Below are 12,675 nucleotides of genomic sequence, written 5' to 3' on the forward strand. Positions count from 1 at the left end.
CTTTTGTAAGGAACGTTACTTCAATCTGATCTAAATTCTTTTACGTACAAAGTCTTCCCATCAGCCAAGGTCGTTGTCGATAAGGACCGATTGGAATTTGAATCAAGCTTGTTTTTCCAGATGGACTCAAGTTGTAAATGTGATCTGTTAGATTCACATCGAAACCAAGAAGCGGATGTCCTCCCATATCTAGAAGTGAAGCTGCTAATAACAATTTTTGGACTAGTATCCCCGCTTCCATTTGTTGAATTCGATATCCTCTGTAACCAAGTGAATTTTTATTATAATCCTTATCACCAACAATATGTAAGGTGATAGGAACCTGTAGTAAATTAACATTATCTAAAGACAACCCTGATTGCAGCTGTAGCCGATGATCTCCAGCATTCACCAAGTATAATGAATGATTAGTGTTGTTATAGTAATAAGCTCCATTAGGGATACCTTCAATATTATACAAACAAACAAAAATAGAGACACGTAATTTTTCTAGATGTTCTGCCTCTAAATCGTTTCGATAAGAGAAAGATTCTGTTGCTTCATATAGAAGGTAAGCAAGTTGTTTTGCACTTATTTTTGTCAAGTTAAAATCCATGTCAGGTGAAAAACGCTTTCGGCAGGTAGACAAGAAGTCATACGAAAGACGATTAACGAGGGGCAAAGGTATCTCCTTACCATCATCTTTTCTTCTTTCCTTTTTCTTGACCCAGTGAAAAGGTGTAGAATGGATCATAGCAGCTTCATTCATTTTTATTAACATGGGAAATTCTTTCATTTTCTTTGTACGAACGTAATGTTTAACCTGAATTGGTGGTATTTCTCGTAACAAGTCCGAAGCTGATACATTTTCTCCATAACGGTTTCCAGACCACATCGTTGGTTCTATTGTTAGTGGGATGGCTGAATATACGCTTTCTTCATCTTCCTTAAGACCAAGTAGATGATTAATGGCACGATCAAGATATTGATAGTACACACCTGATGCAAATCCAAAACGTTTTGCTACTTCTAATAACTGCCCCATTAGCACACCTGCATCTAACCCTTGTAGCCGGTAAGAAAAATTATTGTACTTGAAAAAGTTTTTCCAAAACATCGTTGAGATAAAAACAGTTCCTAAGCAAGTAGTAAGATCACATCGGTATCCAAGTGACCGGGTAAGATAATCATCAAAATTTCCTTCACGCAGTAAAACTAAACGGTGATGTGAGACGTCAAAATGGTAAACACCATCCGGTATATCGTCAATTTTTAAATATACGTATAATTCGTTTGGATATAACGCTCCACCTGAAGGAGCAAACCTCCTATAGGAATGCATCGCATCCAGCTTTCTCTCGGTAGAATTTATCGGAGTAACAGTTTGACTAAATTGAGTAATTCCATAAACATCCCAAAGAAAGTGACCGATTTTCCGCAGATCTGGTTTTACAGGGGTTTTCTGATCTTCGAAAGTTAGCGGTATATCCAATGAAAGTGGAATTTCGGGTAAGTCATAGTAAAGCTTGTAAGGGAGTGGACCATCCTCCCAATCCACTTCCCAGTTTGGAATGCTTGCTTTATCAATGTCAAAATGTAAGTTATGCAGAAACTCATCAAGAATCACCCTTCCAGCCTCCCTTCTTATGGAAACGGGTGTGGAAGTGGATTAAGCTTTTCACGTGTCAGAGGTTCTGTTGTATACCCCAGTTCCATAGGAACACGTAATATCCTCTCTAACCCTGATACACGCTTTAGATGGTGTCCAAATGTCATTGGAACCATCCCAGGAATTAATACTTTAACACAATGTAAACCATTTCGTTTTACTTCGGGTGTTGTTTGATCAATAACAATAACATCCAGGTTTACGTTCTTTAATGCTTGAAGAATATCTCGAAGATCATCGGTAAGGTCAGCGTGACTTGACTTCCACTTGAATTCTTCGTTAAACGTTTTACTTTTTTGTTTATTATGAAGTAAAAAATGTAGTCGCTCTTCAGCTTGTGGTAAGCCATACAACATGCCATGGTCATCCATTTGTTGAACGAGGGAAGAATCGTGTAACATACGCACATAATTCTCTTTATTTTCCTCAAATTTCTCATCAAGATTCAGCATCATACCAGCCAGCTCATGAACAGCGGTTTTCACAGCACGCACCGGATCCAAATGGCCCCTGCTGCACAGATTAGATTTAACCCTTTTTGCTTTCTGTTTTTTGCAAGTGCAATAATGCTTGGGATTCCGTGTTCCATTGTTGAGTTATATATATGAAGGTCATATCCTCCGACCGCTCTCATTCTGTCAATCATTAAGACTAGTTCTTCATCTTCAGAAGAGTACGGATCAAGACGAGGTAAGGGTAATTGTGCATACCAGGTCATAAGAAACGAATCACGCTCGACCACTTCCATAATGCCGTAAAAAATAGCTTCTTCTAAACTACCTCCCAATGCACATCCGTTGGAAGTTTCATAAACAAATCCCTGTGATCCGCATCCCAAACTATAATAAGCAAGTAACTCAGGCACGAGAATCGGTCGTTCCTGTAACAACGAATAGCCCCATACCCATTTCATTGGACGGTCAGGGTCAAATTTTTCAAAGGGAAAGCCTGAGCCTTGATACTGATCTTCTTCATGTACACCAACTAATTTCGGGTTTAAGGCTTGATTTTTCAAATTTTCATAGTTATCAAATACTACTGTCCGTTTCCCACGGGGCTCAAGCCCACAGTATCGTTCCAATCCTTCTAAAATCGCAGTTAATTCACTTGCAGCATACGAATTTGTACGACCTGCCGTTCCCTCATCCCCCTCAAACAAAGGCAAATTCACACTTACATCTGCAAAAGGAGGTACAAGATTATACATTTTATTATTGAGCAAACCTGTTCGAGCATCAAGATAGTCCTTGTCTAACACGCTTTTTAGATCATCTAATGAACGAGTTCGGTAACTTTCCTTGCTAACTTTCGGACTTTTCTGAAGAGCAATGCGAAATTTAACTCAGGAGAATCGTCAGGTATGGCACAGCATACTGTACATTGAGGAACAGGCAAGAAGGAGTGCCATGAACTTCTCAATGTTTTTAGGTTGATAAAACCAAGTCGCTTCTCTGAAAAGGTTTTTCCCCCTTGTATCCACCTCTCGACCTCTACTTTAAGGAGCTGAACCATTTGTAACAACCCTGTCCGTGAAGCCCACGCTCCCTGTTGTGTTTTTCCAGAACTCTCTAATTCTTTTTGCATGCTCCACATCTCTTGACGGTGAGTTCCTGTTAAGACTCGTCGTAGATCAGCACATTGCGAACAACCTGGAATTCCCGGCTGTACCAATGGGCCTATAATGCCTTCTCCAAATGATATAAAGCCTCGAAGCCACGGGATCTGGCTTTCTCGAAACACGTTTTCTGCGTTTTGATGAAGAGCAGGGGTCCAATGATCTTGCAGGACCAAAGCCAAATCAATGGTTTCAGAAATGCTTGAGTTAATATGTGTTTTACGAACAATTAGAAAATCTGAGGAAAGCTCCGTACAAAAAAGATCTGCTAACACGCCCTCACCAACAACCAACAAATCTGCACCCATCTTCATTCCTCCTCTCGAACCACAATTCCTACGATCCCTGCTAATCCTTCTTTAAAGACTGGCTCTGCTTCAATTTCATAAATTTTAAATTGTTTTTTGTTCCGACTCAATACTTCCTTAGCAGAATGCAATAGAACAGAATGATTTTGATTATGACCATCAGGAATATTTAGTTGTTGAGGTGATTTTTCGTCAAGTACTGCTGATGATAAGAATAAGCCTGTGGTGTTAAAGGATCTTCTTGGTTTTGTTGGTTAAAAAGGGCCTGTTGCAATGCTTTTCTTAATGCCAGGGTTATATTGAGATCTACACTTCCATACCATCCATTTTTCGTACCAATCCATACGACAGGAAATCCAGATACTTCCTCACCTACTCCGATATTGGGTTCACCCTGAATGGTTGATAAAGATTGTAAATAATACCTACACCGCTCATCTTCAACACTATTCAACTTTACTCTAGAAAAAGTATTTGTAGCGTTTGCTTGATTTCTTTTCATCTCCTGAACTAAATAACGTTGTAATCCTCGACAAACACTTTCTGTCAATGTTTCTCCTGCTCCAATATATACTTGTGTTGGCAGATCGAACACGGTCGATAATTGATTAACATATGCTTCAATTCCAGCAAGACCTGCTTCCCTTCTAGCCTCCTCATGTGTTAGTCCTGAGCAAATCGTACTTTGCAATAACTCAGCAGGTCCATCAGACAATGGATCGATTGGTTGAACTCGGCACTGAGCTAGCGGAAGCTGAAGCAAATCACCTTCATCCCAAGTATGAAAAATCCCTGTTGATTTCGAGGTTAGTTTATTGAAAAAAAGAATTAATGTCTCTGCTTCTTGAGTGTTCAAGTCTTGTTGAATTCGTGCATCCTCATTATCTATAAGTCTAGCTATTGTATTACCAGTCATAACAGGATGAGGAAAAAATGTATGCCAGTTTCCTTCCATCGTTTCTAAATCTAGTAAAAAGATTTGGTTATTCTGTTCTCGTTCCTTTACTCCGGTCATGTTTTTAAACAATTCAAAGACAATCAGATTAGCTAGCATCGCTCTAGCTGTAGTGGAACAGTTTGAAATGTGTATTTCTTTGTAGAGTTCCGATTTATGAAGCCTGCTCCAAGCGGATTTCCAACAATACTCTGAATTTGGAAAAACGAAAGGCCCTGCCAAACCAACCTGTTGTAAACATAAAGCCGGAATGAATATCTTGTTTTCCTCTCTGCAAATGGTGTGAAGAAGATTTAGCTCCTCAATATTCCCCTCTTGTGACACGTACAAGATATAATCAAATGGCTCCACAATTTTCTTCCAAGAACCTTGCAAGATCTCCTCTACTGCCACCTCCGAATCTAGTGCTCGGGCATGGTCAACGAGCTCCTGCAGCCGTTGAATATTCGTTTTACTCCTGTCAGTAATGAATGTTTGAAACTTAGGTAACCCGGAATCTAGTAATGATGAAACCAATGAAACAAACATATCTCCTGAGCCAACTGCCAACACTTTTGCCTCCCGATATACTTGAAATCGGAACGCAGCAGATTCTACAAAACTATCGATAAACTCAATTTGTGATGCATACATTTTCACAACCTGTTCTGACAATGAATACGGCTGGTCCCTGCTTACATCTTTTACAAATCCATTTTGATACAATGTTTCCGCGATTGCGAACACTCGATCTCGATACGGCCCTGTTAACCCGTTTGTTAAACTCTCTAATGTATGTTCACCATTGAACATCGGTATTAGTTTTTCAACCCATTTATCGATCATACTTCCTTCCATACGAAACGAACTTACATTATTCCGAAAATATACTCCACTATTAGCTTCAGGGAGAAAAAACGTGTCCCTTTTCACCTTCAGACGCATAGAAGGGGTCAAATTGGTCATAACGATCCTCCTTAGCCGTAGCTACCAATATCTTTCCATTTCATTACTAACATCTTATGTACTGTAAATTGTCCCTTATGTTATTTTTCAAAGAGAAAGCCTCTACATCAATATGTAAAGGCCTGTCGTATTTTTTAAAAGAATACCTTTTATCTGCCTCCGCAGCGACCTCCGCCACCACAACGGCCTCCACCACCGCAATAACCTCCGCCGCCACAACGGCCTCCACCACCGCAATAGCCTCCGCCGCCACAACGGCCTCCACCACCACAATAGCCTCCGCCACAATTATAGCAGCTGAAACAGCTAGAACAGCCATAGCAACTAAAACAGCTAAAACAGCGAAAAATATTTCCTAGTCCAAAGAAAAATCTTTCATCATCATGATAATATTGGTTCTGGTCATAAGGAACGGCCTGAGTTGCTTGGTAATCTCCAAGATTTAACATCTGAAGATCCTGTTGAAAATTATTCATTCAGTAAAACCTCCTCAAAATAGTTGCCTAAAAAAAGTGACAAGAAACAAACACACAAAGATAAGCTAAACTTCTGGGAAAAACATACTTCTTCAACAAATTATGTAAATTGGGTGGCTGTTGCTACTGGTGAAAAAGCCTAAATTGAGTTTTTATGAAAGCTTGGGGAATGCATAAAATTTCCTTATAATATAGAGTAAATAGAAAACGATGAAAGGGGAAATTCTAATTGAATACCTCCTCACTTCTTGAAAAACAATTAAGGATATGAGCAGCTTTGAAAAAAGTATTCAGGAACGCCTAAAAATCCCAAAACAAACGATTAATGGAAAAGAAGTGATTTTAAAAGAAGGAGATTTGTGTTTACTTGATACGAACGTGATTCATTCTATTGATCAAGCTGGAGAGAATGATATCGTGATTAATATTATGGTTAGGACAAGTTATTTTGATAGCAATTTTACTTAGAAGATTGTCAGGAAATGATTTACTCACGGACTTTTTTGTTCATACAATTTACAAGCATTATTAGATTACACGGATCCGCAATTATGTTCAAAAGAAGTAATTAATTCCTATATGCTTCTACTTTTTACGGATTTGCTAAGAATTTATCATGATTCTCCTAGTAAAATTGATCAACCAACGTTTACAAAAGGTGTTATATCGGAAATCTTGGATTATATGGAAAAAAACTATGAAACTATCATTTTAGAGAAAACAGCCAATTACTTTCATTTTCATCCAAACCATTTAACAAGGCTACTTAAACAGAATCTTAATAAAACGTTTATTGAACTATCACATCAATTAAAAAATGCGTGCACCATGCTTGAAAACACAGATTTTACTGTAGATCAGATTGCTCATAAAACGGGTTATGCAAAAGTTACCTTTTTTTATAAAACCTTCAAAAAATTTCATGGTGTTACACCTGCTAAATATCAAAAGAAAACCAACGACTGAATTATTGATAAGTCGTTGGTTTTCTTCTTCAAAAATATGTTTATTTTTTTCTTAATCCTCACTAATATCTATCATTAAAGTTTAAATTGTGAAATTAAATCTTTAAGGTCTTTTGCAAGAAGGTTTAAGTTACCTGCACTAGTAGCTACCTGTTCCATTGAATGACTTGTTTGCTCGACAGAAGCCGCTGTTTCTTCGATTCCTGCAGCAGATTCCTCTGAAACGGCTGCTATCTCTTCAATTGATTTATTTATCATGTCACTGTTATCTGTTAATTGATTTAGGCTTTGTGATATTTCCTTTATACCTGAAACAACTTGGGCCAAAGAATGATCAATTTGCTTAAATGTGTCACCTGTACTAATAATTTGATTTTTCCCAAGCTCTACTTCTTGATATCCTCCTTGTAAAGACTTTGTGACGCTTTGCGTTTCATTTTGAATACTACCAACAATCTCGGTAATATCTGTTACCGAAATCGATACTTGCTCAGCTAACTTCCGAACCTCATCAGCAACAACAGCAAATCCTTTTCCTTGTTCACCTGCACGCGCTGCTTCAATTGCCGCATTTAATGCCAATAAATTTGTTTGATCAGCTATTTCTTTAATAACTCCTACAAGCTTAGAAATTTCCTGTGATTGTTTGTCTAATCCTGTGACTTTTTGTACGGCTTCTTTCACGATTGTATCAATTTTGCCCATCTGTGAAATCGAAGCATTCATCAGTTCACTGCCCTCTATTGTTTGCGTGATGACATTCTGAGAAGTAGCATAAACAGACTCCCCGCTACTATTTGCTTCCTTAATTTCATTTAAAAATGTCACCATAGAAGATGAAAGATCCGTGCTGATTCCAGCTTGTGTTTCTGAACCTGTTGCAAGTTCCTGCATTGTTAATGAAACTTGATTACTCGTTTCCTTTACTTCATTAGAGCTGTTTGTTAAAGAACCACTCTGAACAGAGAGAGTATCGGACACATCACTTATTTTTCTTAACATATTTTTCAAATTTTCATTTACAAGATTAGATGCTGTAATTAATCCTCCGATTTCATCCCTTGATTTTGTTGCAAGTGGTTCTAGGCTTAAATCTCCATTAGCGATTAAGTCCATACGTGTTTTTAATTGATTGATTGTTTTTACAAGCTGTTTAGGCATAATGATAGAAAAGGAAATAATGAAGGCTAAGAGAATAACACCTGAAATAATTGCTATATATGTTGAGGTTTCAGCTTGCTTCAAAGCCTGAATTCCATTTTCTTTACTCTGGTCTCCTTGAGCTAAAGCTAACGCAGTCATTTGTTCAACACTCTTTGTTAAAACAGGCTCTATCTGATTTTGAAGAATAGATTCTGCCTTATCAATGTCTCCGCTTTCAATAGCAGAGAAGTATTTTTCTTCGATTATTTTATAAATATCCTCCGTTTGCGTGGAAACATCCCTAATAGCTGTTTCATTCGTTCGATTTAATAAATCCTTTTGAATCGCTAGACTTGGGTCCTTTAAAGCAAAATATATTTGTTTATATTTTTCGTCACCAGTAAGTAAATAACCTCGTAGTTCACTTTGTTGTTGAGTAAGTATTCCTAACAAGCTAAACTCTGACGCCATCAAAGGTATATCTTGTGAAGAAATTTCTCTCGTATGATTTTCCATTTGTTTCATTGAACTAATTAAGTAAGCACCAAATCCCAAAACTAGTAATGTAATAAAAAGAAAAGAAATTAATAATTTGGTTTTTATGCTTTTAAACCGAAATAAGTCTTTCATCACCAAACCCCATTCCAAATATATTTGTCTATTCTTAACATCGGTTTCTCTATGTCTTTTTCCATAGGAATGTATTCCTATATTGAGAACCTGTTTGGCTAGTTCATTTTCGGTTAAAATCAAATAGGAACCACAAACGATTTACTCATAAGAAATGTCGTGGTTTATTTTAGTTTTATATATCTAGACTTTAGGAATGAACATGATTTACACCCAAGGTACCGCCATTCAAACTCTCCGTATGGTACGGTAAACTGCAAATTACTGGAATCTTCATCATAGATCAGCTATGTATATCCCTTAAATTATGTGACTTTAGAAAATAGTAAAACATGGAAATTACTACCTTCCTTTTAATTGACAGCGTTATCATTCCACAATTATACTTATATATAAGTTAATAACTGTGAAGAGAACACGGAGACACACTAGATACCGAACTAAGCAATTATTTAGTGTGTCTTCTTTTTGTTTTCGTAGAAAAATCTACTATTATACCAAAACTAGGAGGTTCATTATGGCATTTGAAGAACTAAGTTTCCAATCGTTTAATCAAAAAGATCATATTAAGGCATGGATTTACACCCCTATTCGCAAACCAAGAGGAATTGTTCAGCTTGTCCATGGTTTTGGAGAGCATTCGCGTCGATACTTGCACATGATCTTGAAATTAAATGAAGCTGGATTCGTCGTAGCCGCAGATGATCATGTTGCTCATGGAAAAACAGCCCTTGATTCAGGTAACTGGAGTGATTGGGGCGATAAAGGGTATATGACAATGGCAGAAGACGAACATATACTTCGAACCATTGTCCAGGAGAAGTATCCTGATTTACCTTTTTTCATGTTTGGACATAGTATGGGTTCTATGATTGCAAGGGGTTATGCCGCTACTTATGGAGAAGGAATGGCGGGACTCCTTTTATGCGGAACTTCTGGTGTTTTTCCAAAAGCAGCTGAAATGGTACCTCTTTTGAAGAAGCTTATAGATGAAGGAAAAGGTGAAGAAATTAATCCTGATTTGCTTGGAGAATTTTTAGGTTGGATGACTGAGCGAATTGAAAATCCTTCTACACCAAATGACTGGATTGCCGGTGACCCTGACGTGGTTGCTGACCACGCGAATGATCCATTCAATAACTTTATATCACCACCAAATATCCGTTCATTGTATTATTTTGGTATGATGATGGAAACTATTGTTGGGACACAGTGGGCAGAAAAAGTTCCTGTCTCTATTCCAGTTTACAATATTGCCGGAGATCTAGATCCGGTTGGCCTCTATGGTGAGGGTGTTTATGCTGTATCTAATTGGTTAGGAGAAACTGGACATAGGGTCAAAACTAAGATTTATTCTGGCTATAGACATGAAATCCATAATTACAGGGATATTAGGGATGAAGTTGAGGATGGAATAATAGATTTTATGAATACTATTATAGGAGAATAATCTTTTGTTATTGATATATTTTAGGATGTGAGGACAGAGCGATGTCTTCATGAAACGGGACAGTGTACCTGTCCCTTTATCATGATTTTCAAATGAAGCCCCACTCTATTTAAACCTAAACCTTCTTCATAAAAGGTAATAGCTTCCTCGAATTTATCTGTTGTCTTGCAATTCGAAGTTGGACGATTCTTTTACTTCCTCACACATTAAGAAAAAAGATGACCAATTGTTTGTGGTTCATGTTCATTTCTTCTGCTCCACTCTAGAAGAATATAACGAGAAAAAACCAGTGTTGTATGGCTTATCATGAAGTTATAAGATCTTCCTTGAAATTCTTTCGCTAATTTCAGCATTGACTTTGTGCATTTGAAAAAGGTTTCAATGTCCCAACGCATACCGTAAATTCTTATAATTTTTCATCTGAAATAGTAGTGTCGGTACTTAGAATCGCTAGCTATTCCTCTTCTTATTGTGGTTTCTAACAAAAACAATTTTAACAGGAGTTTGGTTTTCTGCATGATGACACACTTGAATAGAATTTCAAAACATTCTTCTTTTGAAGTGTCGGTTTAATTAATTTAAAAAAATCCTCTAGTTTCAGAAATTTGTCATATAACGGGTAGCGTTGCTTCATTTGTTTGACCACACCAATAACAAACAAGCCTTTTTCCAGAATTGATTCGATTAAAGGAGCCTGTGTAAACCATGTATCCATTAAAACATAATCAGCAACTAGCCCATTCTTCAAGGCATTTTGAATAAGTGTAGATGCAACAATATAAAAAAGGGATATATTGCTTTTATTCCAGTAAACTTGTTAGGGAACTTGCCAGCATAATCGGTTCCTCTCTATGCATTGAGATAGGTGCAGGTGATGGGATGTTAACACACTTTCTTACAAAAATGGGAACTAATTGTAAAGCAACAGATAATTATAGCTGGAATCACTACATTCAATATCCTGAAACTGTTGAAAAATTGGATGCTAAAGAGTCTCTCCAAAAATATAAGCCTAAAGCAGTGATTAGTTCATGGACACCTCCAGGGAATACGTTTGAGCAGAATGTTTTTGAAACAGAATCTGTTCAGCTTTATATTACAATAGGAACTAAGAACCAGTCTTTCACTGGTAATCATGAAATTTATCAGAAGCAAAATGGCTTTATCATGGAGTTTAGTGAAAGTTTATCACAATTATTACTTCCGCCCTCCTCTGAGAATGCAGTTTACATTTTTAGAAGAAAAGAAACGAAATAATCAAGGGTATTAAAAATGGGACAATATTTAGGATTTGGACATAGTTGATTTTCTATTAAGATAGGCAAGGGAAATGATCGCCTTTTCCTTTTAAAATCGGGACAAGGGACCAGACCCTCTGTCCCAGTTTATTCTGAGTTTTGGGATTTTTTCCATTTTTCCAGGTAGCCTGTTTTCATCATTTCTTCGTAGATTTCGATATGAAGTGGATTTTTTGGTTTTTTTGCTGTTAATTTACTTATATAGTCATCTTTTACAGAATAGAAATTTTCGAGATTAAATATGTGTTCATATTTATCTATCACACCTAGTATATCCAAGGTGAGCAGTGTTCGTTTACACTTTATACATTTCCCGCAATTGTTAATGTGATGAACACAAACATTTAAATATTTGGAAGCAATGTCCATATCAGCAACCATTTTTGTTTTTTCCACACGTGTATTGTTACTTCCTGCAGAGTAAAACGATAGATTTTCTGTTGATAATAATGGGAGGCTGATCACATCATAGGTTGCTGAATCTCCTCCAAATTTTAACTGTTTTGTTTGTAAGCCGGATGCATAATAATAAACATGAAAAAGTTTTTGGAATACTAAGGCAGTAGCAACATTTCTTAATGTATGGGTGTGTACGAAGTCCATCTTCATCACGTCGCTTAAATTACTATCAACAATAATGAGAGGTTTTCCTAATTCATTTGCACAAGCAGCGGCAATTTCGGTTCTACCCTCGAATTTTCTTCGCATTAAGCCTCCGCTTCCAGTTAAATGATTTGATCCAACATTAAAATTTGTAAAATGGGTTACTTTGTAATGAGGGGGAGTCATTTCGTTTTCGTGCATAGCAAATGTATGCAACGAATCTATCCCACACGAAAGTCCGGTTCCGACAGCCTGACGATTTTGCAGTTTTTTTGAGTCTAGCTTTTCACAATGAACACGAATCGGGTTGTATTTTTTATAAATGGAGGCAATCAATGGAATTAAGTGATTGTTTAATGAGTAATAAAGCTTCTCAGACATTGCCCCCTTTACAAGAATGTCCTTACCATTTCTAATTCCTGTCCAGAGGAGGCTTACTACAAAGGCATCTGATTTTTCATGTGTCATATCGTTTTTATATTTCTTATCCGTTTCAAACCATAAAACGTTGTCGGTCTCAACACCCTCTATTTTTGCCTGTAATCTTGCTTTTTCTTCTATGATGACTATTTCTGGGGTGTGTATCGTAATCATCTTTTCACCTTCCTTATATCGTTTACAATACTATATGTGTTTCCT

Annotated in this window: 9 protein-coding genes and 2 pseudogenes; 4 read left to right on the plus strand and 7 right to left on the minus strand. The window is 37.0% G+C overall.

Going from position 1 to position 12,675, the window contains the following annotated elements:
• Nucleotides 1-40: 40 nt before the first annotated feature.
• The 4 genes and pseudogenes from MVE64_RS01570 to MVE64_RS01585 all read right to left on the minus strand — a co-directional run bounded on the left by MVE64_RS01570 (nucleotide 41) and on the right by MVE64_RS01585 (nucleotide 5,947).
• A complete protein-coding gene (locus MVE64_RS01570; protein WP_247343111.1) occupies nucleotides 41-1,606 on the minus strand; it encodes a SagB family peptide dehydrogenase in 1,566 nt (521 codons plus the stop codon).
• Nucleotides 1,607-1,623: 17 nt separating this feature from the next.
• Nucleotides 1,624-3,571 (minus strand): annotated as a pseudogene (locus MVE64_RS01575) (TOMM precursor leader peptide-binding protein).
• A gap of 169 nt (nucleotides 3,572-3,740) precedes the next feature.
• A complete protein-coding gene (locus MVE64_RS01580) occupies nucleotides 3,741-5,471 on the minus strand; it encodes a putative thiazole-containing bacteriocin maturation protein (RefSeq protein WP_247343113.1) in 1,731 nt (576 codons plus the stop codon).
• A 149-nt stretch (nucleotides 5,472-5,620) separates the two neighbouring features.
• Nucleotides 5,621-5,947, minus strand: a complete 327-nt coding sequence (locus tag MVE64_RS01585) for a heterocycloanthracin/sonorensin family bacteriocin (protein WP_247343115.1) — start codon at nucleotides 5,945-5,947, stop codon at nucleotides 5,621-5,623.
• A gap of 267 nt (nucleotides 5,948-6,214) precedes the next feature.
• On the opposite strand from MVE64_RS01585, the gene MVE64_RS01590 reads away from it, so the two are divergent.
• Both MVE64_RS01590 and MVE64_RS01595 read left to right on the plus strand, forming a co-directional pair.
• Complete coding sequence (locus tag MVE64_RS01590) at nucleotides 6,215-6,415, plus strand: cupin domain-containing protein (RefSeq protein WP_247343117.1); 201 nt, start codon at nucleotides 6,215-6,217, stop codon at nucleotides 6,413-6,415.
• A gap of 111 nt (nucleotides 6,416-6,526) precedes the next feature.
• Entirely contained in the window at nucleotides 6,527-6,913 is a 387-nt protein-coding gene (locus MVE64_RS01595; protein WP_247343120.1) for a helix-turn-helix domain-containing protein, read from the plus strand.
• Nucleotides 6,914-6,987: 74 nt separating this feature from the next.
• On the opposite strand, the gene MVE64_RS01600 is transcribed toward MVE64_RS01595, so the two are convergent.
• Nucleotides 6,988-8,685, minus strand: a complete 1,698-nt coding sequence (locus MVE64_RS01600; protein ID WP_247343123.1) for a methyl-accepting chemotaxis protein — start codon at nucleotides 8,683-8,685, stop codon at nucleotides 6,988-6,990.
• Nucleotides 8,686-9,202: 517 nt separating this feature from the next.
• Between MVE64_RS01600 and MVE64_RS01605 the strand changes: the two genes are divergently transcribed.
• On the plus strand, nucleotides 9,203-10,135 hold the full coding sequence (locus MVE64_RS01605; protein ID WP_247343126.1) for an alpha/beta fold hydrolase: 933 nt from the start codon (nucleotides 9,203-9,205) through the stop codon (nucleotides 10,133-10,135).
• A 186-nt stretch (nucleotides 10,136-10,321) separates the two neighbouring features.
• On the opposite strand, the pseudogene MVE64_RS28045 reads toward MVE64_RS01605, so the two are convergent.
• Nucleotides 10,322-10,898, minus strand: a pseudogene (locus MVE64_RS28045) (transposase); the annotation flags it as partial.
• Nucleotides 10,899-11,014: 116 nt separating this feature from the next.
• Between MVE64_RS28045 and MVE64_RS01620 the strand changes: the two are divergent.
• Nucleotides 11,015-11,392, plus strand: coding sequence for a hypothetical protein (locus tag MVE64_RS01620; RefSeq protein WP_247343129.1), 378 nt, complete (start codon nucleotides 11,015-11,017; stop codon nucleotides 11,390-11,392).
• 128 nt (nucleotides 11,393-11,520) lie between these two features.
• Here the strand turns inward: MVE64_RS01620 and MVE64_RS01625 are convergent, their stop codons facing one another.
• A complete protein-coding gene (locus MVE64_RS01625; RefSeq protein ID WP_247343132.1) occupies nucleotides 11,521-12,630 on the minus strand; it encodes a hypothetical protein in 1,110 nt (369 codons plus the stop codon).
• Between the last annotated feature and the right edge of the window lie 45 nt (nucleotides 12,631-12,675).

Source organism: Metabacillus endolithicus (assembly GCF_023078335.1).
GTDB classification, from domain to species: Bacteria; Bacillota; Bacilli; order Bacillales; family Bacillaceae; genus Metabacillus; species Metabacillus endolithicus.